Genomic DNA, 19,019 nt, shown 5'->3' with positions numbered 1-19,019 from the left:
CGTCACAGCCTGTCGCGCAAGGTCGCCAGCCGCTCGGCGGCCTCCTCGAGCACGTACAGCTGCTTGCAGAAGGCGAAGCGCAGCAGGCTGCGGGTGCGCTCGGCGCCGTCGGCGTGGCAGAACACCGGCACCGGGATCGCGGCGACGCCCACGAGGGCCGGGAGCCTGCGGGCCAGCTCCACGGAATCGGTGATCCCCAGCGGCGAGGTGTCCACGTTGACGAAGTAGGTCCCCTGCGGCGTCAGGACGTCGAGGCCGGCCGCGCGGAGTCCCTCGCTGAGGATGTCCCGCTTGTACCGGAGGGTGTCGGCAATGCCGGTGTAGAACTCGTCCGGAAGGCCCAGCCCCACCGCGATCGCGGCCTGGAACGGCGTGCCGGAACTGTAGCTCAGGAACTGCTTGACGGTCCGGGCGGCGGCCACGAGATGCTCCGGTCCGGACAGCCAGCCGATCTTCCAGCCGGTAAAGGAGAAGGTCTTGCCGGCCGAGGAAATGGTCAGCGTGCGCTCCGCCGCGCCGGGCAGGGTGGCCATCGGGATGTGCCGCACCCCAAAGGTCAGGTGCTCGTACACTTCGTCGGTGACGATGACGGCGTCGTGCTTCCGGGCGAGTTCGACGACGCGCTGAAGCACCTCGCGGGGGAACACCGCGCCGGTGGGGTTGTGCGGGTTGTTGATCAGCACCACCTTGGTGCGCGGGCTGAAGGCGGCCTCGAGCGCGGCGAGGTCCGGCATGAAATCCGGGGCCAGGAGCGGGGCCGTGACGTGTGTGGCGCCGGAGAGCCCGATGATGGCGCCGTAGGAGTCGTAGAACGGCTCGAACGTGAGCACCTCGTCTCCCGGGCCCACCAGTGCAAGCAGCGCGGCGGCGATTGCCTCGGTGGCGCCGGTGGTGACGATGATCTCGGTCTGCGGATCGGGAGCCAGCCCGTAGAACCGCTGCTGGTGGACCGCGATCGCCTCCCGCAGCGGCAGGATGCCCTTGCCGGGCGCGTACTGGTTGGCTCCGGCGGCGATGGCGGCCTGGGCGGCCTCCTTGATCTCCACGGGGCCGTCCTCGTCCGGGAAGCCCTGGCCGAGGTTGATGGCGCCCGTGCTGAGGGCCAGGGTGGTCATCTCCTCGAAAATCGTGACGCCGAGGGAACCGTCGGGGGAGAGCAGATTGGCGCCGGTCGCGGCGCGCTGCCACGGCAGCGGCATTCGGGAGTTCATCGGGTGGCCGCCTTCTCGTCCCTGCCGGTGAACCGGTCCATCGTGGAATAGATCCCAAAAACCTTCCCGCCCACGAAGTCCCAGGCCCGCACCGGCAGGATGCCCTTGAGCACCTTGCCCAGCTTGGCCATTGCCGGGGCAATCAGCTGCGGCTGCCCGGCGAGGGTTGCCCGCCAGGCCCGGTCCACGGCGTCCTCGGGGGTCATGAGCGGGGTCAGCAGCGGGCCGCGGGCTCCCGCGAACATGCCCGTAGAGATGTAGCTGGGGCAGAACGTGGTGACTTTCACGTGGCCGTAGCCCTGGTGCTCAAGTTCGAGCCGGAGGGAATCGCTCCAGCCGATGACCGCCCATTTGGAGGCCGCGTAAACGCTCATCCGCGGATTCGAGACCGTGCCGGCGGCGGACGCGACATTGAGGATCCGGCGCGGCCGGCCGGCGTCGGCCATCATGTCCGGCAGGAACGCGAGGGTGACATACATGGGGGCCAGGGCGTTGATCTCCATGGTCAGGGCGATGTCGCGGTCCGGGGCGTGGTCCCAGAAGTATGCGCCGCGGACGATTCCGGCGTTGTTCACCAGCAGCGCCAGCGGCCCCTCCGCGCGGGCTTCGAGCGCCGCGTCGGCGATGGCCGTTCGGTCTGCCAGGTCCACCGTCCGGGGGACGGCGCGGGCGCCGAGGGCCGCCACTTCAGCGGCAGTGCCGGCCAGGGCATCGGCGTCGACATCCCAAAGGATCACCACCGCGGCGCCTTCCCTGGCGGCGCGGAGCGCGTACAGCCGGCCCATGCCCATGGCGGCGCCGGTGACCAGGACCACGCCGCCGTCTACGCTGAAGGGCTGCGAGGTGACGGGCTGGGCGCTGAAAGGCAGGACGCTGAAAGGCAGGACGAAGCGCTTGCTCGATGCTGACATTCAGCCATGGTATCCCGGCCCGCGGCGCGAATACGGTAGGTTCGGACCATGAGACGCGCTGTATGCCCTGGCTCCTTTGACCCCATTCACAATGGACACCTCGAAGTCATTGCGCGTGCCGCGGGCCTCTTCGACGAGGTGATCGTGGCCGTGTCCACCAACTACGCCAAGAAGTACCGCTTCAGCCTTGAGGACCGGATCGACATGGCCAGGGAAACGTTCGCGTCATTGCGCGGCATAGTGGTCGAACCCGTGGGGGAGGGGCTCCTGGCCGAGTACTGCCGGCAGCGCGGCGTCTCCGCAATCGTCAAGGGCCTGCGGTCCTCCTCGGACTTCGACTACGAACTGCCGATGGCCACGATGAACCGGCAGCTGACCGGCGTCGAGACGGTGTTCCTCCCGGCGGAAAGCCACTACCTGCACCTGTCCTCCACCCTCATCAAAGAAGTCTTCTCCCTGGGCGGGGATGTCTCGGATTTTGTTCCCCGGTCCGTGCTGAAACGGCTGGGTCCGGGCGAGCCGGTCCAGAACCACGTGCGCAAAGTGTAAGCTTGACCGGTACTCGGCGGCCTGCTGCCGGTTGCGCGGCCCGATCCGGGGCCGGTTCGGCAGTGTCATGCTGCTGGCCATTGCCCGGTTTGAGTCCGTCCGGAAGTTCAGGCTAAGATAGTACGTCGGTCATATGTTCAACAGGAGTTCTCATTAAACGAGATGCTAGTTCGCCCCTGGCGTTCGACGTCAAGGACCTCGGACGCAGTCCGGGAAGCATGCGGACGCTGACGGAACATGTACCCGCGCCAAGTGATCTTGGTGTGGCGCTCATTGGCGTGCAGGAAGGCTCGGATGTCGAGCTGGATCTGCGGCTGGAGGCCGTACACGAAGGAATTCTGGTATCAGGAACCGCGCTCGTCGAAGTTACTGGCGAATGCGGCCGATGCCTGGATCCCCTTGCGTATGACCTTGAGGTCAATGTGCAAGAACTTTTCTTTTATGAGGACGCTGTGTTCTCGGACGAAGAAGACGAAGAAGAGCAACGTCGAGTCGAGCACGATCTAATCGATCTTGAGCCGGTGTTGCGGGACGCAGTTGTAACCATGCTGCCGTTCCAGCCGGTGTGCCGGGAAGACTGCCAGGGCCTTTGCTCCGAATGTGGAGTACGCCTGGAAGACGAGCCGGGGCATCACCACGAGATCGTAGATCCTCGGTGGGCCGCCCTGGCTGACTTGGCTAAGCCTGACCGGCAAAACTGATTTGTAAGTGTTGGACTAGAGAGAAATGAGTTAGCCGTGGCTGTTCCCAAGCGGAAAATGTCTCGCTCGAATACCCGCGCCCGCCGCTCCCAGTGGAAGGCAACTGCCCCCCACCTGGTGAAGACCGTAGAGAACGGCCAGGTTGTTTACAGCCTGCCGCACCAGGCAAAGGTCGTTACCGACTCGGCTGGCACTGCGCTGTTCCTTGAGTACAAGGGCCGCAAGGTCGCAGACGTCTAATCCGCCAACAGGCTGAAAAAGATGTCTTCAACTGAAGAGCTTCTGAAGCGTCTCGGTGTCACTATTGACGCCGGGACGCTTCGTCTTGCGCTCACACACCGTTCCTATGCCTACGAAAACGGCGGCATTCCCACCAACGAACGGCTCGAGTTCCTGGGCGACTCCATCCTGGGGTTCTCCGTTACTGACGCGCTGTACCGTGACAACCCCACGCTGCCCGAAGGCGATTTGGCCAAGCGCCGTTCCGCCGTGGTCAGCACCCGGGCGCTGGCCGGCATCGGCCGCAGCATCGGGCTGGGCGACTACATCTACCTCGGACAGGGCGAGAAGCTCACCGAGGGCAAGAACAAGGCCTCCATCCTCGCGGACACCATGGAGGCCCTGATCGGCGCCACCTACCTCTCCAACGACATCGAGACGGCCCGGCAGCTGGTCATGCGGCTGATCGGCCCGCTCCTGAAGGACGCAGCCGCCCTGGGCGCCGGAACGGACTGGAAGACTTCCATCCAGGAGCTGGCGGCCAGCCGGCAGCTCGGGACCATCAACTATGCGGTCGAAGGCTCCGGACCGGACCACGCCCGGACGTTCGAGGCCGTGCTGCGCATCGGCGGCACGGACTACGGCACCGGCACCGGAAACTCCAAAAAGGAAGCCGAGCAGGAAGCCGCCGCCGATGCATGGCGCCGGCTGACCGCCCCGGCCGCGCCAGCTCCGGCTCCCGAGCCGCAGCAGCTGCAGACCCAGACCGGCAGCTAGGCGGCGGCGTTGCCTGAACTGCCCGAAGTCGAGGTGGTGCGGCGCGGGCTCGTGAGCTGGGTCCGGGGCCGGACCATCACCTCCGTCGACGTGCTGGACCCGCGCTCCTTGCGCCGCCATGCCCTGGGCCCGGAGGACTTCGCCGGCAACCTCGAAGGCGCGCGGGTCCTGGACGTGGTCCGCCGCGGCAAATTCCTGTGGATGCCGCTGGCGGACACGCCCGCCGCGTCCGGAAACCCGGACTCATCCGCGGCGCCCGTCCCCGCCGTCGCGCTCATGGCCCACCTGGGCATGTCCGGGCAGCTGCTGATGCAGGACCCCGGCGTTCCGGACGAAAAGCACCTGAAGGTCCGGCTCCGGCTCAGCCCCGCCGCGGGCATGCCGGAGCAGCTCCGGTTCGTGGACCAGCGCATCTTCGGCGGGCTGTTCCTGACCTCGCTGATCCCCACGGACGACGGCGGCCCCGGCGGCCTCGCCGAAACGCCGCTGCCGCTCATCGCCGAGGAAGCCGCCCACATTGCCCGGGACCCGCTGGATCCCAACTTTTCCTTTGACGTGTTCTACCGGCGCCTGCGGGCGCGCAAGACCGGGCTCAAACGGGCGCTGCTGGATCAGGGCCTGGTCTCCGGGATCGGAAACATCTACGCGGACGAGGCCCTCTGGAAGGCGCAGCTGCACTATGCCCGGCCCACCGACACCTTGCGCCGTGCCGACGCACTCCGGGTGCTCGACGCCGCCCGGGCGGTCATGACAGACGCCCTGGCCGCCGGCGGCACCAGCTTCGATTCGCTCTACGTCAACGTCAACGGCGCGTCCGGGTACTTCGACCGCTCCCTCAACGCCTACGGCCGCGAAGGCCTGGAGTGCAAGCGCTGCGCCGCCGCCGGCCGGGTGGGCCTGCTGAAGCGGGAACAGTTCATGAACCGCTCCTCCTATACCTGCCCCGTCTGCCAGCCCAGGCCCCGCAACGGCCGCTGGTAATTCCGGTTCTCACCGCGCGTTTCACTGCGCGTTTCACCGCGCGAAAAAACAAGTAGCGCTACGCTTCCGAACCGGGCATCCCGCTGAAAGACTGTGGCGGTGGGAGCCTGGGCCCGCAGTCCGTCGACGGCGGGCAAGCGTCCGTGGGCGGCCACGACTTCGGAAACGAGAGAAGAGGCCGCCCATGTACATCTCGATGGCTGATCGGACCGGTGGCAAGAAGGACACCGACACCGCAGCTTCCCCGTCGGTTTCAGACACGGCCTTCCGGTTGTCGCCCGTCATCCTCTGGCTTGGGATCGTCAGCATGGCCACCGACATTTCGTCCGAATCCGTGGCGGCGATCCTCCCGTTGTATGTCACCGGGTTCCTGGGGCTCTCCACGATCGCCTTCGGGTTCATCGACGGCCTGAACCAGGGCGCCAGCGCGATCGTGCGCATTGCCGCCGGCTGGGCCTCCGACCGCACCGGACACCCGAAGCGGGTCGCCGTGGCCGGCTACGGGCTGTCCATGCTGGCACGCGTCGGCCTCCTGTTCGCCGGCGGATTCGTCTCGCTCATCGGGATCATCGCCGGCGACCGCATCGGCAAGGGCATCCGCACCGCGCCGCGGGACGCCCTGATCTCCGCTGTTGCCCAGCCGCAATACCTCGCCAGATCCTTCGGTGTGCACCGCATGCTGGACAACATCGGTGCCGCCACAGGCCCGCTCCTGGCGTTCCTGATCCTCCTGCTGATCCCGAACGGGTTCCATACCGTCTTTGTGGTTTCGCTGGCCTTCGCCGTACTCGGTGTGGCGGCGCTGTTCCTGGTGGTGCCGGATGTGAGGACGCCGCGTGCGGCGAAACAATCCAAACGCGCGCGCCCGGCCTTCACCTGGAGCCAACTGAAGGACCCCGGACTCACCCGGCTGCTCGTGACGGCAGGACTGCTGGCCTTGCTGACTGTCGGGGACGGCTTCATCTACCTCGTCCTCCAGGCCCGGGATTCGTTCGCCGTGCAATGGTTCCCATTGCTCTACGTCGGAACCAACGTCGTCTATCTCGTCCTCGCGGTTCCGCTGGGACGGCTCGCGGACCGCTGGGGCCGGGTCAGGGTATTCCTGGGCGGCCACCTGGCCCTGCTGGCGTGCTACCTGCTGGCGGCGGCTCCCTTCGGCGGGCTGGGCATGACACTGGCATGCCTGGTGCTGCTGGGACTTTTCTACGCCGCCACCGACGGCGTGCTGGCCGCGCTGGCCAGCCGGCTGGTCAGCCCCGAAAAGGTGGCCACCGGCATCGGGGCCGCCCAGACTGTCGTGGCGCTGTGCCGCATGGCGGCATCCGCTGGTTTCGGCATCCTCTGGTTCGCGATCGGTGCCGCACCCGCCATGCTGGCGGCCGCCGTCGCGCTGGCCGCCGCCCTGGCGGCCACGGCCTTGTTGATGCGCAACTCGAAAGAACGCACTTCGGAAGAACGCACTTCGACCGAAGGCACCGCGGAAGACCGCAGCTCGCAGGAACACAGCTCACAAGAACAGGGCACCGGCGCATGACGACCCTGCGGATCATCAGCCGACGGCGCCTGGCGTTGCTGTTGCTCATCACAGTGGCCGTCGTGGCGGCCGCGGGCATCTACACGGCGCTCGCGTTCCAGGACGCCCGTGAGAGCCAGGCCGCGCCGGCCGCCGTCGAGGTCACCAGGTCCGAGTCCCTTCCGGCGGCGCCCTACGTCGTGTTCCGCAACACCGCGTCCGGCCAGGGCTTCGGCGAGGCCGCGACCGTGCCGCTGACGGATCCCGGCGGTCAGCGCGCACTGAGCGGAAAAAGCTGCGACCGGGTCTATGGCACGGACAAGCTGACGTTCTGCCTGCAGACCAGGCACGAGCTGGCAACGATCTTCCAGGCCTCCGTGTTGGACGCAGGGTGGAAGGAGACGGCCGGCTGGCCGCTTGCCGGCATCCCCAGCAGGGCGCGGACCAATGCCGCCGGCACACTCGTGGCTACCACCGTTTTCGTCTCGGGCCACGCCTACTCCGGTGCCGGGTTCTCCACCGAAACCGTGATCCGGGACCGGTCCGGGGCGGGCACCGGCACCATGGAGGACTATGCGCTGATCCTGGACGGAAACCGGATCAAGGCCTCCGACAGGAACATCTGGGGGGTCACCTTCGTCCCGGGACAGCCCGATGCCTTCTACGCCACAGCCTCATCGCAGGGAAAGATCTGGCTGGTCAAGGGAAGCATTGCCGGCCGGACGCTCACTGTAGTCCGCAGCGGGGTGGAATGCCCCTCAATCTCCCCGGACGGCACGCACCTCGCCTACAAGAAGAGCGACAGCGGCGCCTTGACCGGTCACCGCAGCATCGCCGTCCTGGACCTTGCCAGCGGGGTGGAGTCCGTCCTGGCCGAGCAGCAGAGCATCGATGACCAGATTGAGTGGCTGGACAACTCCACCTTGCTGTACGGGCTTCCCCGTGACGGCTCCGAAACGGACAGCGACGTCTGGTCCATCAAGACCGACCTGTCGGCCCGGCCGGCGCTGTTCATCGAGCACGCATGGTCCCCGTCGGTGGTCCGCCCGGGCGCCCGGTAGCCCGGCCCGCCGGTCAGCCTGCCGGTCAGCCTGCCGCTCGAAGTGAGCGGTAGTGCTCGGCCAGCCTCGCCAGGCCGTCGTCGAGTGAAACGGCGGGGGTCCAGTTGAGGAGCTCGCGGGTCTCGCGCTGGTCGAACCAGTGGGCGGTGGAGAGCTGTTCGGCGAGGAACCTGGTCATCGGCGGCTCGTCGGTCCGGCCGGAAAGGCCCCAGACCTTTTCAACCACTGATCCGGCTGCCCGCGCGAGCCTGCCCGGCACCCGCCACGACGGTGCGGGGACGCCGCCCGCGGCGCAGATGCCCGCCAACAGCTCGCCGACCGGGCGGGGTTCGCCGTTGGTGATGACCAGCGCCCGGCCGTGAATGTGTTCCATCCGGTGGAGCGCGGCCACGATGGCCGAGGCGGCGTTGTCCACATAGGTGGTGTCGATCAGGGCCGCCCCGGCGTCGAGCAGCGGCAGACGGCCGCGGCCGGCACGTTCCAGCACCCGTTCCACCAGTTGCGTATCGCCCGGGCCCCAGACGACGTGCGGGCGAACCGCCGCGACCCGGAATCCGGGCGAGTCCGCGGCCAGCGCCAGCAGCTCGGCCTCGGCCTTGGTGCGGGAATAGTCGCCGTGCGCGCGGGCCGGGTCCGCCGCCTCGGCGCCCAGTCCGGCGATGGCGGCCCCGGAGTTGGCCACGGACGGGGAGGAGACGTACACCACATCCCGCACGCCGGCCTCGCGGGCCGCACGGAGCAGGACTCGCGTGCCTTCGACATTCACTTCGTTGAAATCCGCGGTGCGGCCGGTGAAGGATACCTTTGCCGCCAGGTGGATGACGCCATCGGCCCCGGCGACGGCGCGACGGACGGCGTCCCGGTCCGTGACAGACCCGGTGAGGTCCGCGGCGCCGTCGACGCCCGCGGGACGGCGCTGGAAGGTGGTGACGGCGTGGCCTTGACGCACCAGGATCCCGGCCACAACACGGCCGAGCAGGCCGCTTGCGCCGGTGACGAGGACCTTCACGGCGTGCCCGGACGGCCGCCGGCCAGCACCGCGGAAGCCCACCGGGACAGCCGGGTCCTGTCGATCTTGGCGTTGTGGCGGATGTCGGTCGGCTGGGAGGGCACGACGAGCACGGCCGAGACGCTGACGCCTGCCTGGCGGGCCGCATCACGCACGCGCCCGGCGAGCTGCGGCGTCGCGGGGCCGGCCCGGCGCGCCGGCGGAACGGTTTCGACGACGGCGACGACGGCCTGCGTCCCGGAGGGGCCGACCCCGACGACGGCGGCCAGTCCGAGGCCTTCCAGGCGCTCGATGGCCTGCTCGGCGCCGACGGGCGTCACCACAGCACCGGGCGCGGTCACGACGTGGGCGAGGCGGCCTTCCACCCAGAGCCGTCCGGCGGCGTCGAAGTGCCCGACGTCGCCGGTGCGGTGCCATCCTGCCGTGCGGACGCTGTCCCGCTGGGTGAGCCAGAGCCTGTCGTAAGTTTCCTTCACATGCGGGGCGCTGACGAGGATCTCCCCGGTCAATCCCGCCGCCGTGACGGGATGGTTCCCGGGCGCGGAGCCGTCCGCGGCGAGCGGGATGACGGCCACCCGGGCGCCGTGCACCGGCCGGCCCACGCATACGCCGTTGCCGGCCCCTGCCACGGTGCCGGCGGCGGCGTCGGCCTCGGCGGCGCCGATCTGTTCGAGGCTGATGTCGGTGACGGGCAGGGCCTCGGTCATCCCGTACGGGGTGTGCAGCGAGGCCCGGGGCAGCAACCGCTGCACTTGCGCGAGCAGGGCTGCGGGGACGGGTGCGCCGGCGGAGAGCAGCAGCTTCACCCGCCCCAGGGCCTCGTGCCCGGCCCCGCCCAGGCCGCCCTGGGTCGCAAGGACGTTGCGCAGCGCCGCGGGCGAGGCGAAGACCACGGTGGCGTCGATGGCCGCGGCGGCGTTCCCGAGCGCGCGGGCCGTCAGGGTGCGGGGCACGGTGACGTCCATGGCGGGCGTCACCGAGACTGCTCCGAGCGCCGGTCCCAGCAGGGCGAAGGGCGCGAAGCCTGCCACCAGGCGCGCGCCCGGGCGGATGCCCAGCGTCGCGGCCACGGTATCGCGCATCGCGGCCAGCTGCCGGTGCGTATACAGCACGCCCTTGGCCGGGCCGGTGGAGCCGGAGGTGAAGAGCACGGCGGCCGGGGCGTCCGGGGCCGGGGACTGGCCTTGGCGTTGGCTCCCGCCCGGTCCCTGGCCCGGTCCCTGGCCCTGTCCCGGAACCGGCGACGGCGGCTCCGGGCGGACCCGGGCTCCCCGGCGGGCGAGCGCGGCGAGGGAGGTTTCGACGCCGAGGACGCGGCGGCGGGCAGCCGGCAGATCCCGCACACTGATGCGCCGACCCGACCAGCCGAGTACCGCGGCAGCCGCCAGCGCCCTGTCGATGCCGATGAGGAAATCCGGGGTGGCGCCCTTCACGGCGCGGCTCAGGCCGCGGGTGCCGAGGCCGGCGTCGGCCACCACGACCACAGCGCCGAGCCGCAGGCAGGCATAGAGGACCACGGTCAGGTCCACGCCCGGCGGGACCATCAGGCTCACCCGGCTGCGGTGCCCCACACCGGCGTCCTTCAGGCCCGCCGCGAGGGCGGCGATGCTTTGGTCCAGCTCCTGCCAGCTGAGCGAGCGGGCGATGCTGCCGTCCGGGCCCATTTCCGCGACGGCGGTGTCCCCACCGGAGGGTCCCGCCGCCAGCCCGGTGAGAGGCGCCCAAAGGGGCGGGTCCTCGTTGCCGGGCTCCAGGGGCCCGGCAGCGGCCTTCAGCGTCGGGGGGTCGGCCGGGTCATCGGTCGCGACCGTCCGTTGAAGGCCGGATCCGCTGTCCCCGCCGCGTTCGGCAAGCCACTCGAAGATGGGGCCGGCGAGGTCGCGGTCTTCCGCGACGAGGTGGCCGGCACCCTCGAAGCGGTGAACTTTCGCGTCGGGCAGCCGGCCGATGAGGTCCTTGAGGTACCGGTCGGAAAAGATCGGATCCCGCGGCCCCCAAAGCATCAGGGCCGGAACCTTCAGCCCGCGCACCCCTTCGGCGACTCGGCTGAGCGCCGGGAAGCTGGGATGGGACGGGCCGGCGGGAATGTCAGCTACGAAGTTCCCCACGCCGGCGCGGCGGCCGGCGCCCCGGTAAGGGGCCATGTAGGCACCGCGGACATCCTCGGCCAGCGGCGGGCGGGCCAGGGAATGCGTCACCCGAAGGAAGGTGTCCGACGTCGTCGTTCCCCAACGATGCACGGCCGGGTGCAGGGCAAGCCGCAGCGCTGGCGGGAGGTGCGCGCCGGAGGGCTGGTGGACAGCGGTGTTGGTCAGTACCACCCCGGCGAGCTGCTGCGGATGCGCCACGGCCCAGCCGAGGCTGATCACGCCACCCCAGTCGTGTCCGACGGTGACCACCGGCCCGTCCAGTTTTAGCGCGGCGGTGAGGTCGCCCAGGTCGTTGATCCGGTCCGTCAGGCGCCGGAACGTGCCGGTGCGCTCGGAGAAGCCCATATCCAGCTGGTCCACCGCCACCACGCGCCACGGATGAGCGGGGTCGGATCCGGCGGCCAGCAGGGTCCGCCACAGGTAGGACCACGTCGGGTTGCCGTGCACGCACAGCAGGGTGCCGGCAGGAGCCAGGCCGCGGCGCGTGAGCTGGGCACCGTTGTCGAGCAGGTGCCAGCGGCGCACGGTTCCGGGCTCATCCGCGGCGGAGGTGGACGCCACATCGATTTCGCGCGACCATTCGGGGTCGACGCCGGGCCAGTCGGCGGCTACCAAACGATTTCCACCATGGCGGTGTTCAGACCGGAACCCACACCCATGCACAGCACGCGGTCCCCGGTTGCGAGCGTCTGCGCTTCGGCCGCGAGGGTCATGGGGAGGGATGCCGGGCCCACATTGCCCCAGTGCGGGAACGTGATCGGCACCTTGTCCGGGTCCAGGTCAATGGCGTCAATGATGGCCTGGGTATAGGCGTTGCTCACCTGGTGCGTGACGTAGCGGTCCATCGAGGCCCAGTCCCACTCCGGCTGGGCCTCGTGCCAGGCGTCGACCACGAGCTGCAGGCCGCCGTCGAGCAGGCCCTTGGTGTCGGTGGCCATGCCGTCGATGCCGCCCACGCACAGTTCATGGTGCTCGGTGCCGGCACGCATCACGCCGCCGAGGATGCGGTGCGCCCCTGAGTGCTGGTCCGCCGGGCCGAGGACGGCCGCAGCGGCTCCGGAGCCGAGGGTGAGTGTGGCGAACTCGCGGTTGAAGTCCTCGCGGGTCGTCTCGGGCCGCTGCAGCCGGGCCAGGGTGGCCTCCTGCGTTGCCTGGGCGTCCTCACCGTTGACGATCATCGCGTACTTGATCTGGCCGGAATCGATCATGTTGGCCGCCAGCGTCATGCCGTTGACGAATCCGAGGCAGGCGTTTGCCAGATCAAAGTTCATCGCCGACGACGGCAGGCTGAGTCCGTGGTGGATCTTCACCGCGACGGACGGTTCCAGGTTGCGCCGCGTGACGGAGGTGTTGATCAGCAGGCCAATCTCGGACGCTTCGATGCCGGACTCGGCCAGCGCCTTTGCGCCCGCTTCGATGGCGGCGTCGTCGAACGAGGTCCCGGGGGCCCACCAGCGCCGGTGCGTGATGCCGGCGACCCGTTCGAGCAGCTTCGGGGGGACCCTGAGCCGCCGCAGGGTCGAAGCCAGCCGGCGGTCGAAATCCATGGAACTGACGATCGTCGGGGCTTCGACGCTGCTCACCGAAAGCAAGGCGGTGTTGGAGTGCCGGAATGTTGCGTTGCCTACCAAAATCAAGCCCCTGTTCATATCCGTCCTGTGCACCGGCGGTTCGCCGCACCTCAAGCGCAAGCCCAAGGGCTTAACTATGCCCTGTGCAGGACCGTTTCCGCATATGCGGCCTGAGCCATCTGCGGCGGCTGCGCGCGGGTTCTGCGCGGAATGGCCGCGGCTGCGCAGTAGATTGTAAGTATCCGGGGCCGCCCCGAACCCCGCGTCCGTTTCGAATCACGTTTCGAACAGCGCGCCCAGTCCGCCGAGCAGGAGAACCGAAATACCTTGCACCTCAAGAGCCTGACCGTCCGGGGATTCAAGTCGTTTGCCTCGGCGACGACCTTCGAATTCGAACCCGGCGTCACCGCCGTGGTGGGCCCCAACGGTTCCGGCAAGTCCAACGTGGTGGATGCCCTGGCGTGGGTCATGGGCGAGCAGGGGGCCAAAACGCTCCGGGGCGGCAAGATGGAGGACGTGATCTTCGCGGGAACCTCGGGCCGGCCGCCCCTGGGCCGGGCCCACGTCTCGCTGACCATCGACAACAGCGACGGTGCCCTCCCGATCGAATACAGCGAGGTGACAATCTCGCGCACCCTGTTCCGGACCGGCGGCTCGGAGTATGCCATCAACGGCGCGGCCTGCCGGCTGCTGGACATCCAGGAACTGCTCTCCGATTCCGGCCTGGGCCGCGAGATGCACGTCATTGTCGGCCAGGGCCAGCTGGACAAGGTCCTGCATGCCACCCCCGAGGACCGGCGCGGCTTCATTGAGGAGGCCGCCGGCATCCTCAAACACCGCCGCCGCCGGGAAAAGACGGTCCGCAAGCTCGAAGCCATGCAGGCCAACCTGTCCCGGCTCAGCGACCTCACCGGCGAAATCCGGCGGCAGCTGACCCCGCTGGGAAAGCAGGCGGAAGTGGCCCGGCGCGCCCAGAGCGTCCAGTTCGAGGTCCGCGACGCCCGCTCACGCCTTCTGGCCGACGACCTCGTCCAGCTGCAGACCGCCCTGGCGCAGGACGTCGCGGATGAAACGGCGCTCAAGGCACGCCGCGCCGTCGTCGAGCGGGAACTCAACGCCGGACGTCAGCGCCAGGCTGTGCTCGAACGACTCGCCGCCGAGGCCACGCCCACGCTGAACGCCGCCCGGGAAAACTGGTACTCGCTCTCCACCGGGCGCGAACGGCTCCGGTCCCTCGGCTCGCTCGCCGAGGAACGCCGCCGCCTGCTCGGCGCCGCCGACGCCGTGCCGGACACCGGCCGGGATCCGGACCAGCTGGAGAAGCAGGCCGCCCGCGTCCGCGACGAGCAGGCCGGGCTGGAACGCCAGATCCTGGAGCGGACGCAGGCGCTGGACACCGCCACGGCGGCGAAGCAGGATGCCGAGCAGGCCGCCGCCGCCGAGGACAAGCGCCTCGCGGCCCTGCTCCGGGCCGCCGCGGACCGGCGCGAGGGCCTGGCCAGGCTTGCCGGGCAGGTCGGGGCGGCGCGGTCCCGCGTCGAGTCCGGCCAGGCCGAACTCGGGCGCCTCCGCGAATCGCAAAAGGCGGGCGAGGAGCGCCGCCGGCAGGCGCACAGTGAGTTCACTGCGCTGGAATCGCAGGCGGCCGGCGTCGAGGACGGCGAGGAATCGCTCGACGCCGACTACGAGGCCGCCAGCGCGGACCTGGACGCCGTCCTCGCCGAGATCGCCGAGCTCGAAGCGGCCGAGCGCGAGGACGAGCGGGAACGCGGCGCCCTCAAAGCCCGCCGCGATGCCCTCCAGCTCGGGCTGAACCGCAAGGACGGCTCCGAGCATGTGCTGGGAGCCGTAACCTCCGGGGTCCTGGCCGCCGGCGTTCTGGGATCCCTGGCGTCCATGATCACGGTCGAGGCCAGATTCGAACCCGCCATCGCCGCCGCGCTTGGCCCCGCGTCCGACGCCGTGGTGGTCCGGGACCGGGAGACCGCCGCCGCCGCCGTGCGGCTCCTGCACGACGACGACGCCGGACGCGCCGCGCTGCTGCTCGCCGATTCTTCCGCCGGTGCCCCTGCCGGCAGGACCGCGCTTCCCGCGCTTCCGCCGGGCGCGCGCTGGGCCGCGGACCTGGTGGATCTGGTGACTGCTGCCGGTCCCGACGCCGCCGGCCTGCCGCTGGCCGCCCTGCTGGCGGGCGTCGCCGTCGTCGATGACCTGGACGCGGCGGCGCAGCTGATCGCCGCGCGGCCCGAGCTCACCGCCGTGACGCGGGCCGGGGACGTCTTCACGGCGCTGACCGTCACCGGCGGCTCCGCGACGGCGCCGTCGCTGCTGGAAGTCCAGGCCGCCGTCGACGACGCTGCCGCGAAGCTTGGCGCCGTCACCGCAGGGCTGGAACGCAACCGCTTCGCCCTCGCCACGGCCCGCGCCCGGCGCGCCGAAGCCCAGGACCGCACGGACGCGGCCCTCGCCAAGCTCCACGACTCCGACGCGAAACTCGCCGCCGTCGCCGAACGCCTGGGCCACCTGAACTCAGTGCTGCGCAGCGCCGTCGGGGAAAGCGAACGCCTGGCCGCGTCCCTGGCCAGGGCCGAGGCCAACATTGTCAGCGAACAGCTTGCCCTGGAAGCCGTGACTGCGCGGCTCGCCGCGGCCCAGGAAGCCCCCGCCGAGCAGGAACCCTCGCCGGACCACCGCGATGCCCTTGCCTTGGCCGCCTCGCTGGCCCGCACGGCCGAGATGGAAGCCAGGCTCGCGCTGCGCAGCGCCGAGGAACAGCTGACCGCCACGCGGAACCGGGCTGCGTCGCTGGAGCGGGCCGCCGCCACCGAGCGCCGTGCCCGTGAGGAAGCCGCGGAACGGGCCCGCCGCCGCCGGCTCCAGGCCGGGCGCGCGGCCGCCGTCGCCGCTGCCGTGCAGCAGGTGGTCGCGTTCATCGACGTGTCCGTGGAACTGGCCCGCCGGGAGCGGGACAGCGCCGAGGAGCGCCGGGAAGAGATGGAACGCCAACTGGCAGCGGTCCGCGGCGGCAACGACGCCCTGGCCCGCGAACTGGCCGAACTCACCGATTCCGTGCACCGCGACGAGCTCGCCCGCACACAGCAGCGGCTCCGGATCGAGGCGCTGGAACTCAAGAGCGTGGAGGAGCTCGGCCTGACGGCCGAGCAGCTCGTGGCCGACTACGGTCCGGATCGGCCCGTCCCGGTGCCGGCCGGCGACTCGGGGGACAAATGGGCCGCCCTGCGCGCCCCGGTGGATGAGGACGGCCGCGAGATCGCCGAAGGCAAGCCCTTCGTCCGGGAGGAACAGGAAAAGCGGCTCAGGCGCGCCGAACGCGACCTCTCGGCGCTCGGCAAGGTCAACCCGCTGGCGCTGGAGGAGTTCGCCGCGCTCGAGGAGCGCCACCAGTTCCTCGCCACCCAGCTCGAAGACCTCAAGTCCAGCCGCAAGGATCTGCTGGACATCATCAAGGAAGTCGACGAGCGGGTCCAAAAGGTCTTTGCCGAAGCGTTCGAAGACACCTCCCGGCAGTTCGTCCGCGTCTTCGCCCGGCTGTTCCCCGGCGGCGAGGGCCGCCTGGTCCTGACCGACCCTTCGGACATGCTCACCACCGGCATCGAGGTGGAGGCCCGGCCGGCCGGGAAGAAAATCAAACGGCTTTCGCTGCTCTCCGGCGGGGAACGGTCCCTGACGGCGGTGGCGCTGCTGGTGGCTATCTTCAAGGCAAGGCCCTCGCCCTTCTACGTCATGGACGAGGTCGAGGCCGCCCTCGATGACACCAACCTGGGCCGGCTCATCACCATCTTTGAAGAGCTGCGCGAATCCAGCCAGCTGATCGTCATCACGCACCAGAAACGCACCATGGAAGTGGCCGACGCCCTCTACGGCGTCACAATGCGCGGCGACGGCGTCTCCACCGTCATCAGCCAGCGTCTCGGCGCGGAGGTATAGGCCGAGCTGCCCGCTTGGGAGTGACGGCTTGTGGCGCTAAATCCCACGGGGGTGACGTCGTGCCGGCGTCACCCCCGGAACCCGGCCCTTCATCAAACTGTCGGTGGCTCGCGAGATGATCGAGGCATGGATAACACGGCGGCGTGGAGTGCGGAAAGCAGGGAGGCCCTGGCGGCCGTCGCCGCGTCCGTTGCCGCCCTTGCCGCCGGCCTGGCTGCTTTCGCGGACGCCGGTGCCGGCCGCGCTGATCCGCCCGGTGCGACGTCGCACGCGCCTACCGTTAGTCGGTTAGGGCGTCACGATGCACCTCATCAAATTGTCGGTGGCTCGCGAGATGATCGAGGCATGGATAACACGGCGGCGTGGGGTGCGGAAAGCAGGGAGGCCCTGGCGGCTGTCGCCGCGTCTGCTGCCGCGCTTGTTGCCGAAGTTGCTGCTTTCACGGGCGCCGGTGCCGGTCTCGGAACCGTTGCCGGCCGCGCTGTTCCGCCCGGCGCTGACCGGCCGCACAACGGGGATCCGCTGCGCAAGGTGAATCCGCTGCGCAACGCCGATTCACTGCACGATGCCGATCTGTTCCGGCCCGCCGGCCCGCGCAACGCTGATCCTTTGCGGGACGCGGATCCGCTACACAACGCCGATCCGTTTCGGGGCTCTGATCCGTTGCGGGATCTGGCGGATGGGTGTCTGGACGGGTTGGCCGGGGTGGCGCGGCTGGAGGCCCGGACCGCGGCGTTGAAGGTGCGGCTGGCCGCGGACTATCTGCGGGCGGCCACGGCCCTGGCGGCCCCGGCGGTGTCCCCGCGGGAGCACGCCGTGCAGGAAATGGCGCTGGTCGCCGAGGTCGCGGGTGTCCTGACCGTGAGCGAACGCGCCGCGGGGGCCCTGCTCGCCGAGGCCCACGCCCTGACCACGGCGCTGCCGCTGACCCTGGCCGCGCTGGGCGCCGGGACGATTTCCTGGGCCCACGCCCGGGTCATTATCGACGAAACCCAGAACCTGGACCGGGCCGGGGCGGCCGGGCTGGAGGCGCACTTCCTGGACCCCGTCGCCCCGGACCCGGCCCGGGGCTGCCCGGCCGGGGAGCTCACGGCGTCCCGGTTCCGGGCCAAGGCCCGCACCTGGCGCGAACGCCACCACCGGGACAGCCTCGAGGCCCGCCACGCCCGAAGCGCCGCGGACCGGCGGGTCGAGTTCGTTCCGGACCGGGACGGCATGGCCTGGCTCTCGGCCTACCTCCCGGCCGACACCGCCGCCGGGATCTGGGACCGGGCCACCACGGCCGCCCGCGCCCTCCAGGGCCGGGACGAGGCCCGCACCCTGGCCCAGCTCCGCGCCGACATCACCGCCACCTGGCTCCTCACCACCACCGGCACCACCACCGGCGCCGGCATGGCCAACTGCGGGCCGGCCGGCACCACCACCGGCACCGGCGCGGGTATCGCCGGGGCGGGCGTCAATACCGGCGGGTGTGTGGGTGGGGGTGTGCCGTCGCCGCGGGCGCAGGTCCTGGTCACCGTCCCGGTCCTGTCGCTGCTCGGCGTCACCGGGGAACCGGCCGTCCTGGACGGGTACGGGCCGATCCCGCCGTCGATGGCCCGACGCCTCGTCGCCGGCGGCGCCGGGTCCTTCTACCGGGTCCTGGTTGACCCGCGGGACGGGGCCCCGCTGGAAATCGGCCGGAGCAGCTACCGGTCACCAAGGCCCAGCGGCACTGGCTCCGGCTCCGCGACAGCCACTGCACGTTCCCGGGCTGTAACAACCACTCCCTGGACAACGACGCGGACCACCTGCTGGCCTGGGCCGACGGCGGCACCACCGGCATCGCCAACCTGGGCCAGCCCTGCCCCAAACACCACCGCCTCAAACACTCCTCGGCCTGGCAACCCGTCGGGGCCAGCAAAACCAGCCCGCCCGGCTGGATCTCCCCCTCGGGACGGCACTACCCCGCCGAACACCAGGACTGGGAACCACCCCACTGGCCACACCACACCCCGGCCACGCACAACGGCCCGGACGATACACTGCCCCTGGACCCCGGACTTCCCCCGGATGCAGAACCTCATCACGGACCGGACCTGGAGCAGCGACTTTCCCCGAATCCCGACTTTGGCCTGGGACTGTTCCCGGACCCCGGACTGGACCCGGGACTGCCCGCGGATACAAGCCCGGACGATCCACTGCCCGCGGACCCCTTCCCGGATTGGCACCACTTCACGGCCGCACACCCATTGCACGGAGCAGACACCGCGGGCTGGCAGGCGCCCCTCGACAACCCCTTCCCGGAAGACCTCCTGCTCGTCAGCGCGTGAGCGACCAGATCGGGGCTCCTTATGGCCGCGGCCAGAGGACGACGCGTAGTGGAAGACGCCGGCACGGCAGGTCAGGGCGGGTTTGTCATCGCGGTGGCAATGGTGC

Annotated in this window: 14 protein-coding genes and 1 pseudogene; 9 read left to right on the top strand and 6 right to left on the bottom strand. The window is 70.1% G+C overall.

Going from position 1 to position 19,019, the window contains the following annotated elements; all coding sequences use genetic code 11:
* Positions 1 to 2: 2 nt before the first annotated feature.
* Complete coding sequence (locus LDO15_RS14055; protein WP_223979595.1) at positions 3 to 1,211, bottom strand: aminotransferase class I/II-fold pyridoxal phosphate-dependent enzyme; 1,209 nt, start codon at positions 1,209 to 1,211, stop codon at positions 3 to 5.
* Positions 1,208 to 2,122 carry an SDR family NAD(P)-dependent oxidoreductase gene (locus LDO15_RS14050; RefSeq protein ID WP_346655962.1) on the bottom strand — a complete coding sequence of 305 codons (915 nt, stop codon included), beginning with the start codon at positions 2,120 to 2,122 and terminating at the stop codon, positions 1,208 to 1,210. The genes LDO15_RS14055 and LDO15_RS14050 overlap by 4 nt, the downstream gene beginning before the upstream one ends.
* A gap of 48 nt (positions 2,123 to 2,170) precedes the next feature.
* Here LDO15_RS14050 and coaD point away from each other — a divergent pair, with 48 nt between their 5' ends.
* From coaD to LDO15_RS14015, 7 genes are all read left to right on the top strand, one after another.
* Positions 2,171 to 2,671: a pantetheine-phosphate adenylyltransferase gene (gene coaD, locus LDO15_RS14045; RefSeq protein WP_223979594.1), complete on the top strand. Its 501-nt coding sequence runs from the start codon at positions 2,171 to 2,173 to the stop codon at positions 2,669 to 2,671.
* A gap of 176 nt (positions 2,672 to 2,847) precedes the next feature.
* The gene (locus LDO15_RS14040; RefSeq protein WP_223987388.1) at positions 2,848 to 3,372 is read left to right on the top strand and encodes a YceD family protein; all 525 of its coding nucleotides are present in this window, start codon (positions 2,848 to 2,850) and stop codon (positions 3,370 to 3,372) included.
* Positions 3,373 to 3,408: 36 nt separating this feature from the next.
* A complete protein-coding gene (gene rpmF / locus LDO15_RS14035; protein WP_056738282.1) occupies positions 3,409 to 3,612 on the top strand; it encodes a 50S ribosomal protein L32 in 204 nt (67 codons plus the stop codon).
* 21 nt (positions 3,613 to 3,633) lie between these two features.
* Positions 3,634 to 4,368, top strand: coding sequence for a ribonuclease III (gene rnc, locus LDO15_RS14030; protein WP_223979593.1), 735 nt, complete (start codon positions 3,634 to 3,636; stop codon positions 4,366 to 4,368).
* A 9-nt stretch (positions 4,369 to 4,377) separates the two neighbouring features.
* The gene (mutM, locus tag LDO15_RS14025) at positions 4,378 to 5,349 is read left to right on the top strand and encodes a bifunctional DNA-formamidopyrimidine glycosylase/DNA-(apurinic or apyrimidinic site) lyase (RefSeq protein ID WP_223979592.1); all 972 of its coding nucleotides are present in this window, start codon (positions 4,378 to 4,380) and stop codon (positions 5,347 to 5,349) included.
* A gap of 184 nt (positions 5,350 to 5,533) precedes the next feature.
* Positions 5,534 to 6,883, top strand: coding sequence for an MFS transporter (locus LDO15_RS14020; protein ID WP_223979591.1), 1,350 nt, complete (start codon positions 5,534 to 5,536; stop codon positions 6,881 to 6,883).
* A complete protein-coding gene (locus tag LDO15_RS14015; protein WP_223979590.1) occupies positions 6,880 to 7,923 on the top strand; it encodes a hypothetical protein in 1,044 nt (347 codons plus the stop codon). The genes LDO15_RS14020 and LDO15_RS14015 overlap by 4 nt, the downstream gene beginning before the upstream one ends.
* 25 nt (positions 7,924 to 7,948) lie before the next feature.
* Here the strand turns inward: LDO15_RS14015 and LDO15_RS14010 are convergent, their stop codons facing one another.
* The 3 genes from LDO15_RS14010 to LDO15_RS14000 are packed head-to-tail and all read right to left on the bottom strand — an operon-like array spanning position 7,949 to position 12,713.
* Positions 7,949 to 8,932, bottom strand: a complete 984-nt coding sequence (locus LDO15_RS14010; RefSeq protein ID WP_223979589.1) for an NAD-dependent epimerase/dehydratase family protein — start codon at positions 8,930 to 8,932, stop codon at positions 7,949 to 7,951.
* Positions 8,929 to 11,697 (bottom strand): alpha/beta fold hydrolase, encoded by a 2,769-nt coding sequence (locus tag LDO15_RS14005; RefSeq protein WP_223979588.1) that lies wholly within the window; start codon positions 11,695 to 11,697, stop codon positions 8,929 to 8,931. Before LDO15_RS14005 ends, LDO15_RS14010 begins: the two co-directional genes overlap by 4 nt.
* Positions 11,691 to 12,713 (bottom strand): 3-oxoacyl-ACP synthase III, encoded by a 1,023-nt coding sequence (locus tag LDO15_RS14000; protein WP_223987385.1) that lies wholly within the window; start codon positions 12,711 to 12,713, stop codon positions 11,691 to 11,693. The genes LDO15_RS14005 and LDO15_RS14000 overlap by 7 nt, the downstream gene beginning before the upstream one ends.
* A gap of 267 nt (positions 12,714 to 12,980) precedes the next feature.
* Between LDO15_RS14000 and smc the strand changes: the two genes are divergently transcribed.
* Positions 12,981 to 16,601, top strand: coding sequence for a chromosome segregation protein SMC (gene smc / locus LDO15_RS13995; protein ID WP_223979587.1), 3,621 nt, complete (start codon positions 12,981 to 12,983; stop codon positions 16,599 to 16,601).
* A 36-nt stretch (positions 16,602 to 16,637) separates the two neighbouring features.
* Here the strand turns inward: smc and LDO15_RS13990 are convergent, their stop codons facing one another.
* On the bottom strand, positions 16,638 to 16,871 hold the full coding sequence (locus tag LDO15_RS13990; RefSeq protein WP_223979586.1) for a hypothetical protein: 234 nt from the start codon (positions 16,869 to 16,871) through the stop codon (positions 16,638 to 16,640).
* Positions 16,872 to 17,210: 339 nt separating this feature from the next.
* Between LDO15_RS13990 and LDO15_RS13985 the strand changes: the two are divergent.
* Positions 17,211 to 18,913, top strand: a pseudogene (locus LDO15_RS13985) (DUF222 domain-containing protein).
* Positions 18,914 to 19,019 lie beyond the last annotated feature (106 nt).

The organism is Arthrobacter sp. NicSoilB8, from assembly GCF_019977355.1.
GTDB lineage: Bacteria > Actinomycetota > Actinomycetes > Actinomycetales > Micrococcaceae > Arthrobacter.
The sequence above is the reverse complement of the archived record's forward strand: the minus strand, read 5'-3'. Positions and strand labels throughout refer to the sequence as shown.

Coding starts and splice junctions, on each gene's coding strand:
- LDO15_RS14050 (WP_346655962.1), bottom strand. CDS start 2,122: ATGTCAGCATCGAGCAAGCGCTTCGTCCTGCCTTTCAGCGTCCTGCCT.
- coaD (WP_223979594.1), top strand. CDS start 2,171: ATGAGACGCGCTGTATGCCCTGGCTCCTTTGACCCCATTCACAATGGA.
- LDO15_RS14055 (WP_223979595.1), bottom strand. CDS start 1,211: ATGAACTCCCGAATGCCGCTGCCGTGGCAGCGCGCCGCGACCGGCGCC.
- LDO15_RS14015 (WP_223979590.1), top strand. CDS start 6,880: ATGACGACCCTGCGGATCATCAGCCGACGGCGCCTGGCGTTGCTGTTG.
- LDO15_RS14020 (WP_223979591.1), top strand. CDS start 5,534: ATGTACATCTCGATGGCTGATCGGACCGGTGGCAAGAAGGACACCGAC.
- rnc (WP_223979593.1), top strand. CDS start 3,634: ATGTCTTCAACTGAAGAGCTTCTGAAGCGTCTCGGTGTCACTATTGAC.